This window comes from Jeotgalibacillus proteolyticus (assembly GCF_002926065.1).
GTDB classification, from domain to species: domain Bacteria; phylum Bacillota; class Bacilli; order Bacillales; family Jeotgalibacillaceae; genus Jeotgalibacillus; species Jeotgalibacillus proteolyticus.
This window is the reverse complement of the sequence record NZ_PREZ01000005.1, coordinates 177,573-196,900: the sequence shown is the minus strand read 5'-3', so window position 1 is coordinate 196,900 and position 19,328 is coordinate 177,573. Positions and strand designations below refer to the sequence as shown.

Annotated in this window: 19 protein-coding genes and 1 riboswitch; of the genes, 18 read left to right on the top strand and 1 reads right to left on the bottom strand. The window is 45.8% G+C overall.

All coding sequences use genetic code 11. From position 1 onward, the window contains the following. The first annotated feature begins 143 nt into the window (after positions 1-143). The 15 genes from C4B60_RS14090 to C4B60_RS14025 all read left to right on the top strand — a co-directional run bounded on the left by C4B60_RS14090 (position 144) and on the right by C4B60_RS14025 (position 12,973). Positions 144-656: a hypothetical protein gene (locus C4B60_RS14090; protein ID WP_104058662.1), complete on the top strand. Its 513-nt coding sequence runs from the start codon at positions 144-146 to the stop codon at positions 654-656. 131 nt (positions 657-787) lie between these two features. Continuing rightward, positions 788-1,759 (top strand): ring-cleaving dioxygenase, encoded by a 972-nt coding sequence (locus C4B60_RS14085; protein WP_104058938.1) that lies wholly within the window; start codon positions 788-790, stop codon positions 1,757-1,759. Between the two features lie 304 nt (positions 1,760-2,063). Continuing rightward, positions 2,064-2,252: riboswitch (cobalamin riboswitch) on the top strand. A gap of 244 nt (positions 2,253-2,496) precedes the next feature. Then, entirely contained in the window at positions 2,497-3,477 is a 981-nt protein-coding gene (locus C4B60_RS14080; protein ID WP_104058661.1) for an ABC transporter substrate-binding protein, read from the top strand. Next, positions 3,440-4,495 carry a FecCD family ABC transporter permease gene (locus C4B60_RS14075; RefSeq protein ID WP_104058660.1) on the top strand — a complete coding sequence of 352 codons (1,056 nt, stop codon included), beginning with the start codon at positions 3,440-3,442 and terminating at the stop codon, positions 4,493-4,495. Before C4B60_RS14080 ends, C4B60_RS14075 begins: the two co-directional genes overlap by 38 nt. A 2-nt stretch (positions 4,496-4,497) precedes the next feature. Further along, entirely contained in the window at positions 4,498-5,964 is a 1,467-nt protein-coding gene (locus tag C4B60_RS14070) for an adenosylcobinamide amidohydrolase (protein ID WP_104058659.1), read from the top strand. 1 nt (position 5,965) lies between these two features. Further along, positions 5,966-6,934 (top strand): adenosylcobinamide-phosphate synthase CbiB, encoded by a 969-nt coding sequence (cbiB, locus tag C4B60_RS14065; RefSeq protein WP_104058658.1) that lies wholly within the window; start codon positions 5,966-5,968, stop codon positions 6,932-6,934. Next, on the top strand, positions 6,909-7,994 hold the full coding sequence (gene cobD / locus C4B60_RS14060) for a threonine-phosphate decarboxylase CobD (RefSeq protein WP_104058657.1): 1,086 nt from the start codon (positions 6,909-6,911) through the stop codon (positions 7,992-7,994). The genes cbiB and cobD overlap by 26 nt, the downstream gene beginning before the upstream one ends. Beyond that, positions 7,967-8,545: a bifunctional adenosylcobinamide kinase/adenosylcobinamide-phosphate guanylyltransferase gene (locus tag C4B60_RS14055; protein WP_104058656.1), complete on the top strand. Its 579-nt coding sequence runs from the start codon at positions 7,967-7,969 to the stop codon at positions 8,543-8,545. The genes cobD and C4B60_RS14055 overlap by 28 nt, the downstream gene beginning before the upstream one ends. Beyond that, positions 8,542-9,060: a nucleotide-binding protein gene (locus tag C4B60_RS21720; RefSeq protein ID WP_245153988.1), complete on the top strand. Its 519-nt coding sequence runs from the start codon at positions 8,542-8,544 to the stop codon at positions 9,058-9,060. Before C4B60_RS14055 ends, C4B60_RS21720 begins: the two co-directional genes overlap by 4 nt. Continuing rightward, positions 9,038-9,943: a cobyric acid synthase gene (locus C4B60_RS21715; protein WP_245153987.1), complete on the top strand. Its 906-nt coding sequence runs from the start codon at positions 9,038-9,040 to the stop codon at positions 9,941-9,943. The genes C4B60_RS21720 and C4B60_RS21715 overlap by 23 nt, the downstream gene beginning before the upstream one ends. Next, positions 9,940-10,746 carry an adenosylcobinamide-GDP ribazoletransferase gene (locus C4B60_RS14045; RefSeq protein WP_104058655.1) on the top strand — a complete coding sequence of 269 codons (807 nt, stop codon included), beginning with the start codon at positions 9,940-9,942 and terminating at the stop codon, positions 10,744-10,746. Before C4B60_RS21715 ends, C4B60_RS14045 begins: the two co-directional genes overlap by 4 nt. Beyond that, positions 10,698-11,333 carry a histidine phosphatase family protein gene (locus C4B60_RS14040; RefSeq protein ID WP_104058654.1) on the top strand — a complete coding sequence of 212 codons (636 nt, stop codon included), beginning with the start codon at positions 10,698-10,700 and terminating at the stop codon, positions 11,331-11,333. Before C4B60_RS14045 ends, C4B60_RS14040 begins: the two co-directional genes overlap by 49 nt. Beyond that, positions 11,285-11,704: a bifunctional adenosylcobinamide kinase/adenosylcobinamide-phosphate guanylyltransferase gene (locus tag C4B60_RS14035; RefSeq protein ID WP_104058653.1), complete on the top strand. Its 420-nt coding sequence runs from the start codon at positions 11,285-11,287 to the stop codon at positions 11,702-11,704. Before C4B60_RS14040 ends, C4B60_RS14035 begins: the two co-directional genes overlap by 49 nt. 16 nt (positions 11,705-11,720) lie before the next feature. Further along, a complete protein-coding gene (locus tag C4B60_RS14030) occupies positions 11,721-12,311 on the top strand; it encodes a cob(I)yrinic acid a,c-diamide adenosyltransferase (RefSeq protein WP_104058652.1) in 591 nt (196 codons plus the stop codon). Then, a complete protein-coding gene (locus C4B60_RS14025; RefSeq protein WP_104058651.1) occupies positions 12,308-12,973 on the top strand; it encodes an ATP-binding protein in 666 nt (221 codons plus the stop codon). The genes C4B60_RS14030 and C4B60_RS14025 overlap by 4 nt, the downstream gene beginning before the upstream one ends. Before the next feature lie 65 nt (positions 12,974-13,038). Here C4B60_RS14025 and C4B60_RS14020 read toward each other — a convergent pair whose 3' ends face one another. Continuing rightward, positions 13,039-14,235, bottom strand: a complete 1,197-nt coding sequence (locus C4B60_RS14020) for a phospholipase D-like domain-containing protein (RefSeq protein WP_167578673.1) — start codon at positions 14,233-14,235, stop codon at positions 13,039-13,041. 161 nt (positions 14,236-14,396) lie between these two features. Between C4B60_RS14020 and C4B60_RS14015 the strand changes: the two genes are divergently transcribed. The 3 genes from C4B60_RS14015 to C4B60_RS14005 all read left to right on the top strand — a co-directional run bounded on the left by C4B60_RS14015 (position 14,397) and on the right by C4B60_RS14005 (position 19,260). Beyond that, positions 14,397-16,505, top strand: coding sequence for a (Fe-S)-binding protein (locus tag C4B60_RS14015; protein WP_104058937.1), 2,109 nt, complete (start codon positions 14,397-14,399; stop codon positions 16,503-16,505). Between the two features lie 676 nt (positions 16,506-17,181). Then, a complete protein-coding gene (locus C4B60_RS14010; RefSeq protein ID WP_104058649.1) occupies positions 17,182-18,366 on the top strand; it encodes an acetyl-CoA C-acetyltransferase in 1,185 nt (394 codons plus the stop codon). Positions 18,367-18,408: 42 nt separating this feature from the next. After that, entirely contained in the window at positions 18,409-19,260 is an 852-nt protein-coding gene (locus C4B60_RS14005; RefSeq protein ID WP_104058648.1) for a 3-hydroxybutyryl-CoA dehydrogenase, read from the top strand. The last annotated feature ends 68 nt before the right edge of the window (positions 19,261-19,328 follow it).

The window sequence follows — 19,328 nt, the reverse complement described above, 5'->3', positions numbered from 1 at the left end:
CAGCGTAAATCAACACGTCCCATTTAAAGACATTAATTCCTAACACTCCAAAATAATTTTACTAAAAACCATCCTCCCTGATATTTTTATCCCCTTCATGGCTATCCTAGCTACTAAATACAATCCTGACAGGGGGAAAACCAATGTTAACCAAACGCAGAGCCATGATCATCCGAATCGTTATTTTCTTTGCCATCTTTTACGCACTCAATGCCGTAATCGAAACAAGAGCAACCTCCTTTAAAACTCCGGCTGAAGCGCTGTCCCTTGAATTCCCTGAGCAAACCGCCTACAGCCTCATCTATAACAAAGACCGCACACTCGCTGTAGCCGTGACCGGAGACAAGCTTGTCACACTAAGAGAAGGGCTGTTTGGCTGGAAAACCACCTTCTCGGCAGAAGATATAGACTCCTCCATGATGGTCATCGATGACGGGGGAGATCAGAAAACCCTCCTTGGTAAAATTGACAAAACCGTTTCTCAAGTGCAAGTGGACGACCAAAAAACAGAAATGATCTCGACCAAAGACGGTGCTTTCTACTGGCTGCTTTTTAACCCTTCCGAAGAAATTCTGGAAACTGAGTCTCTGAACGTATCTTATCTAAATAAAAAAGGAGAAAAAACTAAAGAAACCGTCTTTAACGGTATTGAATAACAGCCTTGCTGCATACCTGAAAGGGAGTGCAGCATTTTTTCGGGAGTAAAGCAGTTGCATTTCCTATAAAAGTAATCTATAATGAAATCAAATATCTCGAATTCAAGATAATTTTTAAGGGAGTGAATGAAATGAATGTAACAGGAATTCATCATGTATCAGCAATTACAGGACAGGCAGAGGAAAATTTTGATTTCTTCACACGTGTACTTGGTATGCGTTTAGTTAAAAAAACAGTTAATCAGGATAGCACGTCATCATATCACCTATTTTATGCAGATGCTGTAGGTAGTGCAGGGACGGATATGACGTACTTTGATATCCCGATGGCCGGCCGCACATACCCGGGAGTTTCAAGTATTTCAAATACTGCTTTCCGCGTGCCGACAACCGATTCATTGAAATACTGGAAAAAACGCTTTGAAGAGCTCCAAGTAAAGCATGAAGACATCCAAAAACGCGCAAATCGTGACACACTTTATTTCGAAGACAATGAAGGCTCACGTTTGATGCTTGTAGCTGACAACGGGGAACAAGGCGTAGCACCTGGTGTACCTTGGACAGGAGCAGGGATCCCCGAAGAACATGCAATTGTTGGGCTTGGCCCCGTAACACTAACTGTGCGTTATGCTGACCGTACAATTGAGGTGCTTGAGAAAGTACTTGGATTTAAAAAGGTTGGAGAATATCCGTCAAACGCTGGAGACTTCCCGGCTATTCAAGTGATGTCAGTAGCAGAAGGCGGTACAGGAGCTGAGGTTCATATTGAGGAGCGTCCTGACCTTCCGCCTGAACGTCCGGGTAGAGGAAGTGTGCACCATGTTGCATTCCGTATTCCAACCTACGAGGACTATGATAAATGGGATGACAGACTGAGAAGCTTTGGGCTGCAGACATCAGGTGAAGTAGACCGTTTCTATTTCCGCTCCATCTACTTCAGAGAAGCAAACGGCATTTTGTTTGAGCTTGCAACAGACCAGCCTGGGTTTGCAACGGATGAGGATATGGATCACCTTGGTGAATCGCTTGCCCTTCCGCCATTCCTTGAGCCGCGCCGCAAAGAAATCGAAGCATCGCTGCGCCCGCTTAAAATTAAAGCATAATATATCGTTAATTTGCCATAGTGAGATACATGAAGAGAACCGGGTTTAAGAAGGCCTGCGACATAACGATGATTTTAGAAACATGAGGTGAACGGAGCGGAAGGTGGCGACTCCAGCGGGAAGAAGCGGGTACTTGAGATCCACTTGCGAAGCAAGTTAGTTCTAGCCCCGCCCCGCGGAAAGCGTCCCCCTGAAGCGCAGTCAACCGGCTGAAGGAGGTTGAGACACATATTTGTCTCAGCCTCCTTTTTTATTTTCGTGCGTATTTGTCGAACTTTCGTTATAATGAGAATGGAAAAACATTTTAATATGGACGGATGCAGGTGCTCTTTATAAAAAAAGAGTTAAAAGGGAAGCTGGTGAAATTCCAGCGCGGTCCCGCCACTGTAAAATGGAAAGCAGATTGCCAGTACCACTGTAGCGCTGAGCTATGGGAAGGGGGAGCATGCGAAAACCATTAAGCCAGGAAACCTGCCTGCATTCCCGCACCTTTACATGCCTACGAGGATAGGCCGGTGTTGCAGACTTCGTTCATAAGCCATTGCTTATGATTTTCGATTCGTTTTGCAGCCCAGCATCTCCTATTGGTGAGATGTTTTTTTATTTTCTAGCCGCAGTTAAAAAGCGGCAGGCAGCCGTTTAAGTTCCCCCCGAATTTACATAGACCGGGACAGAGTATGCTTCCCGGTCCCCGGCTGCTTTAGGTTGAAAGATATTCAGTTTAGGAGGAAAAGGAAATGAAAAGCTGGAAGTGGATGAGTAGCTTATTGGCCGTATTAATGCTGCTGGGAGCATGCAGTGACACGGAGCCTGCAACAGAAGAGGGTACAGAAACGAACGATCCAAATCAGGGTGAGGAAATCGCTTCAGACGGTGAGTTTCCTGTCACAGTAAGGGATGCGACAGGTGAAGATATCACAATTGAAGAACAGCCGGAGCAGATTGTTTCAATGATTCCGAGCAACACGGAAATAGCCTATGCACTCGGACTTAATGAAGAAATTGTTGGAGTGTCTGATTATGATAATTATCCAGAGGAAGTAAACGATAAAGAAAAAATCGGCGGACTGGAGTTTAATGTGGAGAAAATTATTTCTCTTCAGCCTGATGTTGTGCTTGCACATGATTCAAATGCAATGCAGGAGGATGGTCTCCAGCAAATCAGAGATGCCGGTATTACAGTAGTTGTCATTGAAAATGCGGTATCATTCGAACAGGTTTACGATACGATTGAAATGATCGGTCAAATTACCGGGAAAACAGGTGAAGCTGAAGAAGTCGTAGCGGATATGCAGGAAGGCTTTGCTGAAATAGAGCAAAAAGCAGCTGCGATTGAGGAAGAGGACCGTAAAGATGTATTGGTTGATGTGTCTGGTCTTCCGGAAATTTATGTGGCAGGAAGCAATACCTTTATGCAGGAAATGCTTGATCTGATCCAGGCCGATAATGTAGCAGGGGATCAGGAAGGGTTCTTCCTTCTGTCTGAAGAGGAAATTGTCAGCCGTAATCCTGAAGCGGTTGTACTGACGTACGGAGAATTTGTAGAGGATCCAATCGCACAATGGATGGGTCATGGCGGCTTTAGTGAAGTAGCGGCTGTTCAAAACGAAGAAGTCCATGTTGTATCCTCAGATCCGGTTAATCGTTCTGGCCCGAGATTAGTAGAAGGAACACAAGAGCTTGCTGAAGCTATCTACCCGGACATTTTCAGCGAGTAAGGTCTGGCTTGGCTATTCACTTTCACTGATCCTATTGGCTGTCTCATTTACACTCGCCATTACACTAGGATCGGTGCAGGTGCCGTTCAAGGAGATGCTCCACATTTTTTGGGGCACTCTTTTTGGCACGAACGGGGAAATGGATGGAATGTTAAGAACAATTGTAATTGATATCCGTTTTCCCCGGGTAGTGCTTGCGGCTTTAGTAGGAGCGTCGTTGGCGATTGCGGGTGCTTCCTTTCAGGGGCTGTTGAAAAACCCTTTAGCAGATCCTTATACATTAGGTGTTTCCTCCGGTGCGTCTGTAGGGGCCGTAACGACCATCTTTTTTGGCTTGACGATTCCGGGACTGGGAAGCTTTACACTGCCAGTGATCAGCATATTGGCAGCGCTCATCACATTGATTATTGTTTTAACCTTCGCACGCTTTGTTGAGCGTTCGATGAAAATGGAGACGATTATTCTTACCGGAATTATTTTCAGTTCATTTTTGGGATCTATCCTGTCGCTTATGATTGCGTTAACCGGTGAAGAGCTTCGCCAGATTATTAACTGGCTGCTCGGCAGTGTATCGATGCGCGGCTGGGATTATATTAAACTCATTGCTCCGTTTTTTATCATTGGTGCACTTTTGCTCATGTGGAATGCCCGGGAGCTGAATGCGATGGCGTTTGGCGAAGAGCGTGCACAGCATTTAGGTGTGAATGTTCAGCTGAGAAAATATGTTGTCCTTGCCTCTGGCTCACTTCTGACAGGCGCAGCTGTAGCTGTATCCGGAACAATTGGCTTTGTCGGACTTGTTGTTCCGCATATGGTCAGAATGGCGTGGGGGGCGGATCATCGCCATGTGCTGCCATTATCTATTTTAAATGGTGCCAGTCTTTTAATTGTTTGTGATTTAGTGGCGAGAACCATCATTTCTCCAACAGAGCTGCCGATCGGAGTCATTACAGCGTTGATCGGGGCGCCGGTATTTGGGTTAATTCTGATTAAAAAACGACAGGAAAGTAGAGGGTAGCCATGCTGAAGGTAGAAAATGCAAGCGGCGGGTACGGTGACAATACAGTAGTTAATGGAGTATCCTTTGAAGTTCAAAAGCAGGAGATCCTTGGCATTCTTGGTCCAAACGGCAGCGGGAAAACCACGCTGATGAAAATGATCAGCGGGCTGATTCCATTATCAGAAGGTTTTATTTCCTTTAAGGAAAAGAGCCTGAAAAGTTATTCAGCCAAGCAGCTGGCAAAAGAAATTGCCGTACTGCCTCAGCTGCACAGCCATGCCTTTGACTACACTGTACGGGAAACCGTATCAATGGGAAGGTACCCTCATCAAAAAGGGATGTTTGCTCCCTGGACCGAAAAGGATGAAGCGGCAGTGACAGCTGCTATGAAGCAGACAGGTGTCCTTGTGTATGAAAATCAGTCAATTCAGGAGCTATCAGGAGGAGAGCGGCAGCGGGTATTTCTGGCACAGGCTCTGGCACAGGAACCAAAGCTTTTGCTGCTCGATGAACCGACTAATCATTTGGATCTTTCCTACCAAAAACAGCTGCTCGACTTATTGAAGGAATGGACAAGAACCCATGAATTGACCGTTGTTTCGATTTTTCATGATTTAAATGCAGCTTCCCTTTACTGTGACAGACTTTTATTACTGCATGAGGGGCAAATGGTAAGCCTGGCGGCGCCTGGTGATGTGCTTAAAAAAGAAACAGTAGAACGTGTTTATCGAGCATCGGTTCACACACAGGCGCATCCGGAGCTCCCAAAGCCCCAGGTAACGATTTTGCCTGACTACCGTCAACAAGAGCAGAAAGGGATTACTAAGGAACTGTTTCAAATTACCTCTGATCATATTTTACTTACTGCTCCTCAGCCGCTGAAAACACTGTCTTCTGCCGTAATTGGCGCGGGGCTTGGCTGGTACCGTTATTTTATAAACCGCCACGTGCCAATGGATTATGAGTGCGAGGACAGCTACCGCGACATGAGCGACTACGCAGAGCGCTATGGCTGGAACGTAGCAGATTCAGTCGGAATGATGACAGCTGTGAAAGTGGAGGATGTAGTCATCAAGGAGCTTTATGATGGTGAGCTCTCAGCTGTTATTGCGGTAACAGCAGGGGTAGGTAATGCTGTGGATGTGTCACTTGCTCATGAACGGAACAAGGAAGCTGCCATAGGAACAATTAATATCTGGATTTTTGTTAATGGAAAGCTTTCCGATGAAGCGTTTATTCAGGCCATCATGACTGGAACGGAAGCGAAGGTCAAAGCGCTGCAGCATGCTGAAATTAAAGATCCTGATACGAATACACTGGCAACCGGAACGTCAACAGACAGCCTCCTTGTTGCGGCGGTTCAGTCAGGTTCTGAAGTTCAGTACGCAGGACCGATTACCCCGCTTGGCAAGCTGATTGGCAAGGGTGTATTTGATTGTACAACTGAAGCAATCAAAATTTATTTAGAACGAAAGAAAAAATACTAAGGTGCTTACTCATCTTTTAGCCGCAACTATAGCGCTTTTACTGGACCGGCTGATTGGCGATCCGCCGCATTGGCCTCATCCAGTCAGGTGGATTGGGGCCTTTAGTTTATTTTTGGAAAAGCGCTTTAATAAAGGATCGAATAGGAAAGCGATGGGAGTGCTTCACCTCTTAATAATTCTGTGTGCAGTTGGGCTTATAGCCTTTGGAATCATGTGGGCAGGCTATTCTCTTCACTGGGCGGCAGGTTTTTCGCTGGAGGTTCTTTTCATGACAAGTGCTCTTGCGAAAAAAAGTCTTCAGGAGGCGGCAAGAGAGGTGTTAATCCCTTTAGAAAAAGGAAATCTGATTGATGCGCGAATGAAGCTTTCGTGGATTGTCGGCCGTGATACAGAAGACCTTGATGAAGCAGAGATTACAAGAGGCACCGTTGAAACGATCGCGGAGAATACGAGTGACGGCATTACGGCTCCTTTATTTTGGGCCATTATACTGGGCGCTCCTGGAATTTGGCTTTATAAGGCCATCAATACATGTGATTCAATGGTAGGCTACCGAAATGAACGATTTGAATACTATGGATTTGCCTCAGCTAAAATGGATGACTTCGTAAACTGGGTTCCAAGCAGAATCACCGGCCTGCTCATGCTTTTTACGAGGAAACCGGAAGCAGCTGCCAAAAGAATGACGCTTATTCGAATGCTTCCTTCTGAAAGCAAAAAGCACCCAAGCCCAAACAGCGGATGGGGAGAAGCAGCTGTTGCGCTGCTATTATCCATTCAGCTGGGCGGGCGAAATACATACAAGGGTGTTCCTTCTTTTCGTCCTAAAATCGGACATGGGAGGCTGAAGGTAAATAAGCTGCACATCGACCAGACATTATCGATCATGAACCGCACTGTACTGCTTTTTATCGTGCTTTTTTGGATAGGAGGAGGAATCATTTATGGCATTACCGCCGCATGGAGCTAATCCGCGTGCCTTGTATGAATCGATGAATCTTGAGCGTCCAAATGAGATTATTGATTTTAGTGAAAATACTAATCCACTTGGACCCCCTGAGGCATTAAGGAAAAGTTGGGACGGCTGGTTTTCGTCCATCTTTTCCTATCCAGATCCTGAAGGTCTAAGGCTAAGAAAAGAAATAGCCCTCTTTCATCACGTCTCCCGGCATCAGGTTCTTTTGGGAAATGGTACTGCAGAACTAATGATGGCAGCTGCAAGACTTTTTCAGGGAAAGAAAGTTGGGATTATTCATCCGGCCTTCAGTGAATACGAGCGTGTGTTAAAAGCAAATGACTGCGGGATTCACCATTTTTACACGCAAGAAGAAAACGGCTGGGAACCCGATGATGAGGAGCTGATGAGCTTTCTTGCACAGGGACATGCCCTCTTTGTTTGTAACCCGGTCAATCCGACCGGACTACCGTATTCAAGAGCTTCCCTGGAAAAATGGATCTGCCAGGCAGAGACAGCCGGGGGAATGATTTTACTGGACGAAGCGTTTATTGATATGGTTGGAGAAGAGCGTTCAATGAGCGGTTGGACGGGAAACAGAGGTCTCTTGATCTTTCGCTCGATGACCAAGATGTTCTCTATAGCAGGACTCAGGTTAGGGTATCTACTTGGCAGTAAAGAACGCGTTGAACAGATGAAGCGCTGGCTCCCTCATTGGAACGTAAACGCCCTTGCTTTAGAAGCAGGAGAGCTTTGCATTAGCGACAGGAAGTTTCAAGAGGAGACAAGACAGTTTATACATACTGAAAGAACAAGGCTCTTTTCTTTTTATAAAGAGCTTGGCTTTAAAACCTCCGCAAGTCAGGCAAATTATTATTTGCTTCAGCCGCCTGACCCCAGCGACACATCGGAGCTTTTTGAGTATTTGCTAAAAAAGGGCCTGGTTTTGCGCCACACAGAAAATTATCGGGGTATTGAAGGACGATTTTTGCGGGCAGGTATTAAAACGAAAAAACAAAACGACCGATTAATGCAGGCGGTGAAGGAATGGCAAAGGAATGCATTCTTATTGTAATTGGCGGAGTAAGAAGCGGTAAGACAAGCTGGAGCGAAGAGCAATCGATCAGACTTGCTAAAAAGGAAAATCAGCGGATGGTCTATTTGGCATCAGGCGTTGCATTTGATCAGGAAATGAAGAATCGGATCAGCCGACATCAGCTTGACCGCAGCAGTGAGCAATGGATCACGATCGAGCAGCCGGTTCAAATTATGGAGTCTGTTTCAGGCTTTGAGGAGGGGGATGTCGTTCTCTGGGACTGCCTGACCACCTGGCTTGCTAATGAATGGATGGAGAGCGGCATTTTTTCAGGAGGAGACGCAAATGAAGCGACTTCCCGCCTCACACGCGAGCTCATCTCCTTTATTGACTGGGCAAGGGATCACCTGACCGCGCTGATCATCGTTTCAAATGAGGTTTTAAGCGAGCCTGTTTCAAAAAATAAAGCAACCGCAGCTTATCAAAAAGCGATTGGAGAGCTCCACCAGACTCTTGTGGGGATGGCTGACACTGCGGTTGAAATGGAAGCTGGAATTCCGATCGTTCGAAAAGGGGAGTGGGGGATGTGAAAGGAGTCATGCTTCAGGGCACGTCTTCAGATGTCGGTAAAAGCCTGGTTGCCACTCTTTTTTGCCGACTGCTTTTTCAGGATGGCATCAAAACGACTCCGTTTAAATCGCAAAACATGTCCAATAATTCCTATGTAACAAAGGACGGACGGGAAATGGGAAGAGCGCAGGGAGTGCAGGCAGAGGCGGCGGGAATCGAACCGAGCGTTCAGATGAACCCAATTTTATTAAAGCCGCAAAATGACCGTGCTTCTGAGGTCGTTTTATTCGGAGAAAGAATCGCTTCACTTGACGGCATGGCCTACCGCCACGAATTTTATGAAAAAGGAAGAGCGGCAATAGAAGAATCACTTGCAGCCCTTTCAAAAGAATTCGAAGCAGTGATCATTGAAGGAGCAGGCAGCCCCGTGGAAATGAATCTTCAAAAACGGGAGCTTGTGAATATGACGATCGCTAAAATGGCAGATGTACCGGTAATTCTAATCGCCGATATTGAAAAAGGAGGCGCTTTTTGAAGACGGGGTTAAATGGATAGAAGAACATACGTCGCTGCCGGTCCTTGGCGTACTGCCTCATGTTGAAAATCATGGCATTGAACAGGAGGATTCACTGGGAGTCAGGGCGGTTTCTTCTCCAATTTCTGAGGATAAAAAGAGCTCACTTCAGGTTGCTGTCATCGAGCTTCCGTATGTATCTAATTTTACAGATATTGAAGCGTTGGTTCATGAGCCGGGCATTTCCCTCAAGTGGGTAAGGCGTCCGGAGGAGTTGACCGCAACACCTGATCTCATCATTCTTCCGGGAACAAAAAGTACGATTAACAGCCTTCGTGAACTTAAGCAACATGGGTGGGAGAAACATCTGCGTCACCTGCAGAAGGAAGGAGTCTGGATCATGGGGATTTGTGGAGGACTTCAGCTGCTTGGTGATGGAATAGAGGATCCTCATGGCATCGACTCAGGAATAAGAGGAATTTCTGAAAATGGCTTTGGCTTTATTCCTTCTTCTACAGTGATGAAAGAAAGAAAAACGGTTACGAGACAATCCGGCTTTTTTTATGCGCAGGATTGTCATTCTCCAGTGCGTGCTGAAGGCTTTGAGATCCATCTTGGCGTAACACAAATTGGGAAGCAGGAAGATGCTCATCCTTTTTTAATGCTGGATGACGGTCAGACAGAAGGGTACTGGTCGGATTCCAAACGGGTCTTTGGAACGTATCTGCATGATATTTTTCGTGAGCCCGCTGCCAGGCATTTTCTCATAAACCGGATTAAAAATTCACTCGGCAAGGAAGAAACAATCGAAGCTCGCCTAAAACGTAATGTGTATGATGAGCTTGCCGCCAGTCTTAAACCTCATCTTGACTGGGAGAAAATACGGGGAATAATGGGTCTATGAAAAAAAATATCTTCAAGGATAGTATTCACGGTCTAATGCTGGCTTTTCAGTTTTTCACCGTGCTGCCTATAAAGAAGGAAATCAAAATGAACAGCCGCACAATGTTTTGGATGACAGGAAGCCTGCCTGTTGCCGGGCTTGTGATCGGCTCATCAATACTGGCAGCAGTTCATGGAATTGAACTTCTTTTTTCACCCACACCTTTTATCCTTGCACTTGTGATTTGGCTGGGCTTTATCGTGTGGACAGGGGGTCTTCATTTAGACGGCTGGACGGATGCAAGTGATGCTTTTTTCTCGTATGGAGATCATAAAAAACGCCATACGGTATTAAAGGATCCGAGGACAGGGGCCCTTGGTGTGCTGTCCCTTATTGTACTTCTTGGGATTAAAGGTGTACTGCTGGCAGATATTAGTTGGCGTTTTGGGCTGCCTGGCGTCTGGCTGATCTGGATCCCCATCCTATCGAGACTGATGATGATGCTTTATTTAATCAAGGCTCCTTTAGCAAAAAAAGAGGGAATCGCCTATTACATGAGAAATTTACTTAGTGGGAACGTGATTTATTTTCCAGCTGTAGTGACAGTTATTTTGCTGCTGCTGACTCCTCTGATGATGCCGGTTGATTGGCAGCTGCTTTTCGTCTTACTTTCTGGCTGGATAGTATTTTATATTGGATTTAAACGATTTGCAGAAAAGGAATTTGGCGGCATGAACGGTGATTTACTTGGTGCAGGTCTGGAAGGAGGAGAAGGATGGAGTCTCATACTAGTGTGGTGTTATCTCTCTATCGCCATGGGGTGACCCGGGAAAACCAGGAGAAAATTTATATAGGATGGACAGACGTTCCGGTTGCAGAAGAAGGAATCGACCTTTTAATGAAAACAAAAGCTAACAGACCTGAAGCTGAGCGGGTGATTTCAAGTGATTTAAAGCGATGCGTGCAATCAGCTGATTATTTATTCCCTGAAGAGAAAAAGATCTACCATAAGGGATTAAGAGAAATACATTTTGGTGATTGGGAAGGGAAAAAAGCAGATGAGCTGTCCAAAAGGAAGGATTTTGCCACCTGGCTTGAAGACCCTGAGAACATGCGCCCTGAAAACGGAGAATCCTTTGAAGAATTTTCAACCCGCATTCAGGAGTCCTGGGAAATGATCCGGGAGTGGTGCTTTCAGGATGGCGTAAAAAAAATTGCGATCGTTTCTCACGGAGGTCCGATCAGACAGCTTTTAACCCTGCTTGCACCTGCTGAAAAGCCATTTTGGGAATGGAAGCCGCTTCACGGGCAGGGCATCACTCTTTATTGGCAGGATGCTGAAGCATTCAGGAGGGGAGAAAGATGCACTTCGTTATCGGCGGTGCCTATAATGGAAAAAGAGAATGGGTAAAAAAACAGCTAACAGAAAACCAAATTCTCATGCTGAATAAACCTTTGGGAAATGAGCCGCTGTCATCGTTTAAAGTGATCGTAAAAAGTGACCTTGAATGCTGGATTTTGGATGAATGCGATAAAGGAAAAGGTGAAGAAACGCTGCTCCAATTATGGGAAAATGAATTGAAGAACCTCCTTGAGTGGGAGCAGCAGGATAAAGATCGGAGCCTCTTTATTATTGGAACCGACCAATCAAAAGGGATCGTTCCGATGGATCGGGCAGAAAGAAAAGCGCGGGATCTTCTCGGCTGGTGCCATCAGCATACAGCCAAAAAAGCAGAACACGTGACAAGGATTTGGTATGGAATAGCCCAAGAGCTTAAATAAAGGGAGGATGAGTAAGATGAAAATCTACACAAGAACAGGAGATAAGGGTCAAACAAGCCTGATTGGCGGACGGGTTGATAAGGATGATGTTCGTGTTGAGGCTTACGGGACCATTGATGAAGCAAACAGCTTTGTAGGAAAAGCAGTAACAGAGCTTAATCCTGATAAATTTGCGGATATTTTAGAGGACCTTGAATCGATTCAGCATGAGCTGTTTGATGCAGGAGGAGACCTTGCAAATGTTTCCTCAAGACGGGAATGGAAGCTTGAAGCAAAAGCCGTGGAGCAGCTTGAACTGCGCATCGACCAATTGATGGACGAAGCTCCAGAACTGGAACGTTTTGTTCTGCCAGGAGGATCAAGTGCCTCAGCGACTCTTCATATTGCAAGAACGGTTACAAGAAGAGCGGAGCGGCAGGTCGTTTCTCTTTCAAAGCTCGATCCGGATCTCCCATCGCTTCCTCAAGCATATTTAAACCGCCTGTCGGATTATTTATTTGCCTGTGCCAGAGCAGTGAACGCAAGGGATGGAATAGCAGACGTTGAATACATCCGGAGTGCAAAGGTATTTCGTACAGGCAAACGTGCTCCTAAAGAAGACCAGTGAAAAAAGTTAGTACAGGGCGTAATGCCCTAACGCTTCAGGCCGGTCCGGCCGAATGGATCATGGCAACAGATAATAGCGGTGCTATCGGGGAAAAAGAATACGATGAGATTAAAACGCCTTATCACGTCGTTTCTTACTTTTCGTTTCGCTCTGCAGTTTTAGATTGCCTGTCAGCAGGAGCCTTGCCTAAAGCTGTTTTGCTTCATAATTTTTGCGGGAACAATGCCTGGAATTCATTAGTTGAAGGAATACAAAATGGAGTGAGGGAGCTAGGGCTTTCTTCCATCACTATCACCGGGAGCACAGAGTCGAATATTGTGCTGAGCCAGTCAGCCATTGCTGTAACGGTCATGGGGGAGCGGGTGCGTGAGTTTTCAATAAAGCCTGAGGACAGCCTTAAGTGGACACTTATCGGAGAGCCGCTCGTAGGCATGGAAGTACTTATGTATCCTGAACGCATAGCGCCGCTCCAAACTGCAATTGATACATTTAAAGACGATCAAACCGCTATTCTCTGGCCGGTTGGCTCAAATGGCATCAGGCAGGAGTGGAAGAATCTGTGTGCGCAGCAGGGTCTTCCGGAAAGCGACCCTCCTTTTTCTGCAAACCTTGATCAATCAGCAGGTCCGTCTACATGTTTTATTGCAGGAAAAAGAAGCTGATAAAGCGTTGATTTTCATCCAGCCCAGATTAATGGACTCGATCAACAGCTTTTCAGCTTCTTACTTTAAAGTAAATGGGAAATGGAGCGGGCAAGCAGCTCTGCTGAAGCATCAACAGGTCCGTTTGGCTGAATGTCTTTTTTCTGAACCCGTACAGCGTGATGTAAATCATTATTGATACTTGTTATCACTTTCCCAATGATCTCTTTATCCGAGGTCAGCACATTGATCTCATCATTGATGACAAGGCTGCGCTGATCAAAGTTGGTGGTGCCAATATCGCAAAGCTTATCATCAATCAGGATAACCTTCGCATGGTAAAATCCATGCTCAAATTGATGTACCTCAGCACCAAGATCAATCAGTTCCCGCAAAAAATGATAGGAAGCCGGCTGAACAAGTGCATGATCTGGAGTGCCTGGCACCATGATGGTTACCTTTATGTTTTCACGTATTTTTTGTTTTAAGCTGTTAAACAATGTACCGGTAGGAATGAAATAAGGCGTCCCGATAAAAATGGATTCCTCCGCCTGATCAAATAAATCAAGGATAAATCCTTCCATATTCACCGGCTCAGAGGGAATGATCTGATGCTTTTGATGTCCTTTAAAGGTATTTTGGCGGGGGGAGGATGCTTGCTCTGAAATGTTAAACTCCCGGTTCCAGTCAATTTCAAATTCCTTCAGGGCATCCCCGACACTTTCTCCTTCGATCCGTAAATGATAGTCACGCCACGGGGAAAGGACAGGGTCAAGATTGACGTATTCCCTCCCGATGTTAAAGCCGCCTATATGTGAAACGCGCTCATCAAAAACGGCAATTTTACGGTGGTTACGCCGCTGAATTGAAAACAGTGATCCTTTAAAAAGTACAGGTCGGCTGAGCTCAATTTCAATTCCTGCTTCCTTTAAATGCTTAAGCCACGGCTTCATTTTACGACTTCCAAGCGCATCGCAAAGTACCCGTACCCTTACACCATCCTTCACGCGGTCCTTTAACAGCGTAAAGATTCTTCTGCCAACCTCATCCGGTTCAATAATATAAAATAAAAGGCAAATGGATTCTTCAGCCTCCGTAATGTCCAGCTCAAGCGATTTCATCCATGCAACGCCATCGTCGAAAAAGTCAATTTTTCCTTTTCGCCAAGGGTAGACGGAGGCAGTGCGCTGGCGCTTTAATGAGCGCAAGCCTAAAAGCCAGTCTATACGGAGCCAAACAGCGACCATCAACAATATACTTAAAATCCTTACTACCGACTTCATCACATAACCTCCTAATGCCCTTAGCATACCCATTAATAAATTTAAATAGCATAGGATAGAGAAAATCCTCTAAAAACCATTGACTGAATGCTCATTCATTATATAATAAAGATAGACAGAATTTTGTAGTTCGACAACAAAGGGGAGGGAGAACATTGGATATCGGGAACTGGCTGCTTGTTATCAACTGGATTGCATTCTTTATTGTAACCGCTTACGCTATTTACTTATTTGGATATCTGGTCAAAACACGTTATGAGTTCATCAAGCTTGGAAAGAAAACCGAGTTTGACAACAACGTCAAAATAAGACTGAAAAAATTTATGGTTCAGGTGTTCGGCCAGAAAAAGCTCTTGAAGGATAAGAAGAGCGGCATTATTCACGTAATGTTCTTCTATGGCTTTTTATTAGTCCAGCTTGGAGCAATTGATTTTATTTATAAAGGACTCGTTCCGGGCGCTCATTTGCCGCTGGGTATTTTTTATCCAGGATTCACCTTCTTCCAGGAGCTTGTAACACTAATGATTTTAGTGGCAGTTGCCTGGGCGTTTTACCGCAGATATATGGAAAAGCTTGTCCGTTTGAAAAGGGGATTTAAATCGGGCCTTGTCCTGATTTTTATTGGCGGATTAATGGTTTCTGTTTTAATTGGAAACGGGGCAGGCATGGTCTGGCAAGGTCATGAAATGGTTTGGACAGAGCCTGTAGCATCCGCTATTGCAGCAGCAACTGGCTGGCTTGGACAGGGATTTGCAGTTGTTCTGTTTTATGTATCCTGGTGGGTGCATCTGCTATTCCTCTTAGGATTTTTAGTGTATGTTCCTCAGTCAAAGCACGCGCATTTAATTGCAGGCCCTGCCAATGTCTACTTTAACCGAATTGATAACCCGGGCAGACTGCAAAAAATTGATTTTGAAGATGAAACTCAGGAAACGTACGGAGTTGGGAAGGTACAGGATTTTACCCAGCTTCAATTAATTGATTTATACGCCTGTGTGGAATGCGGACGCTGTACGAATATGTGTCCTGCAACAGGCACAGGGAAAATGCTTTCTCCTATGGATCTGATTACAAAAATCCGCGACAACCTTACCTTAACCGGCGCAGCCATTACTTCTCAGTCACCATGGGTTCCCGTACCGGCATTTACCAATACGAAGGGCAACCAGGTTGCTGCCGCTGCTGAAAAAGGCGGAACGGAAGCAGCGATCGATATGTATCACCCAAGCCTGATTGGTGATGTTATCACTGAAGAAGAAATTTGGGCTTGCACAACCTGCCGTAACTGTGAGGATCAGTGCCCGGTAATGAATGAGCATGTTGATAAAATTATCGACCTTCGCCGCTACCTTGTTCTAACAGAAGGGAAAATGGAGCCGGATGCTCAGCGTGCGATGCAAAATATCGAGCGTCAAAGCAATCCTTGGGGCTTGAACCGGAAAGAACGTGAAAACTGGCGTGAAGCAAGAGAAGATGTCACGATTCCAACCGTGAAGGAAATGAAAAAAGCAGGAGAAGATTTTGAATACTTGTTCTGGGTTGGCTCCATGGGCTCCTTTGACAGCCGCAGTCAAAAAATCGCTCTTTCCTTTGCAAAGCTGTTAAATGAGGCAGGCGTAAAATTTGCCATCCTTGGAAACAAGGAAAAGAACTCAGGTGACACACCAAGACGTCTTGGAAATGAATTCTTATTCCAGGAGCTTGCCACTGCCAATATTGCGGAATTCGAAAAAAATGACATCAAGAAAATCATTACCATCGATCCGCATGCTTATAATATCTTTAAAAATGAATACCCTGATTTCGGCTTAAAAGCTGAAGTCTATCACCACACCGAACTACTGGCTGATCTGGTGAAAAAAGGGCGCTTGAAGCCGGTTCACGCTGTAAACGAAAAAATTACCTTCCACGATTCCTGCTACCTGGGAAGATACAACGAGGTATACGATCCGCCGCGTGAAATCCTAAAAGCCATTCCTGGCGTAAAGCTGATTGAAATGAAGCGTAATCGCGAAAACGGCATGTGCTGCGGAGCAGGCGGCGGGCTGATGTGGATGGAAGAAGATAAGGGGCACCGTGTAAACGTAGCCCGGACCGAGCAGGCACTCGAGGTCCAGCCATCCGTCATCTCATCCGGCTGTCCATACTGCCTCACCATGCTATCAGATGGAACAAAAGCAAAAGAAGTAGAAGAAAAAGTCGGCACCTACGACGTAGCCGAACTTCTCGAAAAAAGCATCATCGGAACCAATAAGGAAAACATTGCCTAAACAAAAGGTTAAGCGACTAAAATCGCTTAACCTACTTGTTTGTTAACTATGAAATCGCTTACAATAAATAAAAGCGGAAGGCGCTCGTTCAGCTCCGACCAGCATAAGACGCGGTGGCCAAGTGGATGCTCTTTGTCCACTGGGACAGCGTGACTTATGACTCGAGGAGCTAGCGCCTGGAGCTGGATAGAATAAAAGCGGAAACAGGCGTTTAGGGGCGACAAGCATAAGGCAAGTGCGAACAGAAGGCTGAACTTTGCCTTCCTTTCGTGCTTGACTTGTGACCTCGAGCCCCTGCCTGTTGGAGCTGGATAACGTAAAAGCATAAGACGCTCGCTAAGTTTGCCCATCACTTCAAATCTATCAATCTACAAACAAGTAATGGAAATGCATTAACTGGTTATTGGGAACTTATCTTAAACACCCTAATTACGAAGAACCAAACAAATTACCCAGAAGCTGATTGGAGCGGAAGGCGGGGACTCCTGCGGGAAGAAGCAAGTTAGCTCAAGCCCCGCCCCGCGGAAAGCGTCCCCTGAAGCGGAAATCAACACGCTTCATTTAAGAGAAATCACCCAGGGACCAACACCGTCCCTATTTCTTTACAACACCCTTGAGCGAACGCTCAGTCAATAAACAATACTAAAACCAAAACGAACAAAAGGGGAGAAACACAATGGGAAAAACAGTCATTCTAGATGGAGCAAGAACACCTTTCGGAAAATTCAATGGCAGCCTCGCATCTTTCACAGCTTCTGACTTAGGCGGAGTCGCCATCAAAGAAGCCCTCAAACGAGCTGACGTCTCTCCAGCAGACATAGACGAAGTGATCATGGGTACCGTCCTGCAGGGAGGACAGGGGCAGATCCCTTCAAGACAGGCTGCACAAAAAGCAGGCATCCCTTGGGAAGTCAAAACAGAAACCATCAACAAGGTCTGCGCATCCGGTATGAGAAGCGTCACACTTGGCGATCAGCTCATCCGTCTTGGCGATGAATCCCTAATCGTTGCAGGCGGCATGGAATCAATGACAAACGCTCCTTACTTCATGGATAAAGCAAGAGGCGGTCTGCGAATGGGCGACGCATCCATTAAGGACCTCATGCTTCACGACGGGCTAACATGTGCCTTTAACGGCGTTCACATGGGAACCTATGGCAACTCAACAGCAGCTGAATTTGAACTTTCAAGAGAGCAGCAGGACGACTGGGCACTCAGAAGTCACCAAAAAGCAGGAGCTGCGATTGAAAAAGGCATCTTTGCAGAAGAAATTGTTCCGCTCGAAGTCCCTCAGCGCAAAAAAGATCCGATTAAGGTAGAAAACGATGAATCACCACGTAAAGACACCTCCATTGAAAAGCTGTCCGGGCTTCGTCCTGCATTTGATAAGGATGGAACCATTACAGCCGGAAACGCACCTGGAATTAATGACGGCGCATGTGCAATGGTTTTAATGAGTGAAGAGCGGGCTGAAAAAGAAGGAAAAACACCGCTTGCCTATATTCTTGGCCATGCGGAAGTAGCAGTTGAAGCGAAGGATTTCCCGCAGACGCCTGGACTTGTCATTAATCGTCTGCTTGAAAAAACGGGACGTTCGATTGAGGAAATTGATCTGTTTGAAATTAATGAAGCCTTTTCGGCTGTAGCGCTCGCAAGCTCTAAAATAGCAAATCTTGATCCTGAAAAAGTAAATGTAAACGGTGGAGCAGTAGCACTTGGACATCCGATCGGCGCAAGCGGTGCACGCATTATTCTTACACTTGCCTACGAGCTGAAGCGCAGAGGCGGAGGTCTTGGAATTGCCTCAATCTGCAGCGGCGGCGGTCAGGGAGATGCTGTTTTAATCGAAGTAAAAGGATAAGAAGCTTAGCAAATTAGACATTTTGCAAAAGGAGCGGTTTAAGTGAGCATAAAAAAAGTGATGGTAATCGGCGCAGGACAGATGGGCGGAGGAATTGCCCAGGTTTGTGCACAGGCAGGATATGAAGTGTATCTTAATGATCTCCGGGAGGAATTTGTAGACCGAGGCATTGAGACAATAGCAAAAAATCTTTCCCGTTCGGTGGAAAAGGGACGCATGACAGAGGAAGAAAAAGAAGCAGCGCTCGAAAGAATTATACGCTCTAAGGATCTGCAGGATGCAGCTCACGCTGACATCGTTATTGAAGCGGCAGTTGAAAACATGACGATAAAAACTGATATTTTTAAAAAGCTTGATCAGGCAGCTCCGGCACATGCCATTCTGGCGACCAATACATCTTCACTCCCAATCACAGAAATTGCTGCTGCAACAGAGCGGCCTGAACAGGTAATCGGAATGCATTTCATGAATCCGGTGCCAGTTATGAAGCTCGTTGAAATCATCCGCGGTCTTGCGACGACCGATGAGGTTTACCAGGCAGTTGAAGAAATGACGTTGAAACTTAATAAAGCACCTGTCGAGGTAAACGACTTTCCGGGATTCGTTTCCAACCGGATTCTCATGCCGATGATCAATGAAGCCATTTACACGCTGTTTGAGGGTGTAGCGACGAAAGAAGCGATTGATGACGTTATGAAAATGGGCATGAACCACCCGATGGGGCCGCTTGAACTGGCTGATTTTATCGGACTTGATACGTGCCTGTACATTATGGAAATCCTTCATGAGGGCTTTGGCGACAGTAAGTATCGTCCGTGTCCACTGCTTAGAAAATACGTTAAGGCCGGATGGCTCGGAAAGAAATCCGGTCGCGGTTTCTACATCTATGAATAACTTCAAACGATAAGCCGAAGGTGCCAGTAGCCGAACTGGTAAAGGCTGGCACCAGAGCAAGAACAAGG

Excerpts from the sequence above, each read along its gene's own strand:
- C4B60_RS14080 (WP_104058661.1), top strand. The coding sequence starts at position 2,497 with ATGAAAAGCTGGAAGTGGATGAGTAGCTTATTGGCCGTATTAATGCTG.
- C4B60_RS14030 (WP_104058652.1), top strand. The coding sequence starts at position 11,721 with ATGAAAATCTACACAAGAACAGGAGATAAGGGTCAAACAAGCCTGATT.
- cobD (WP_104058657.1), top strand. The coding sequence starts at position 6,909 with ATGGCATTACCGCCGCATGGAGCTAATCCGCGTGCCTTGTATGAATCG.
- C4B60_RS14090 (WP_104058662.1), top strand. The coding sequence starts at position 144 with ATGTTAACCAAACGCAGAGCCATGATCATCCGAATCGTTATTTTCTTT.
- C4B60_RS14010 (WP_104058649.1), top strand. The coding sequence starts at position 17,182 with ATGGGAAAAACAGTCATTCTAGATGGAGCAAGAACACCTTTCGGAAAA.
- C4B60_RS14055 (WP_104058656.1), top strand. The coding sequence starts at position 7,967 with ATGGCAAAGGAATGCATTCTTATTGTAATTGGCGGAGTAAGAAGCGGT.
- C4B60_RS14020 (WP_167578673.1), bottom strand. The coding sequence starts at position 14,235 with ATGAAGTCGGTAGTAAGGATTTTAAGTATATTGTTGATGGTCGCTGTT.
- C4B60_RS14045 (WP_104058655.1), top strand. The coding sequence starts at position 9,940 with ATGAAAAAAAATATCTTCAAGGATAGTATTCACGGTCTAATGCTGGCT.
- C4B60_RS14035 (WP_104058653.1), top strand. The coding sequence starts at position 11,285 with ATGCACTTCGTTATCGGCGGTGCCTATAATGGAAAAAGAGAATGGGTA.
- C4B60_RS14085 (WP_104058938.1), top strand. The coding sequence starts at position 788 with ATGAATGTAACAGGAATTCATCATGTATCAGCAATTACAGGACAGGCA.
- C4B60_RS14070 (WP_104058659.1), top strand. The coding sequence starts at position 4,498 with ATGCTGAAGGTAGAAAATGCAAGCGGCGGGTACGGTGACAATACAGTA.
- C4B60_RS14040 (WP_104058654.1), top strand. The coding sequence starts at position 10,698 with ATGGAGTCTCATACTAGTGTGGTGTTATCTCTCTATCGCCATGGGGTG.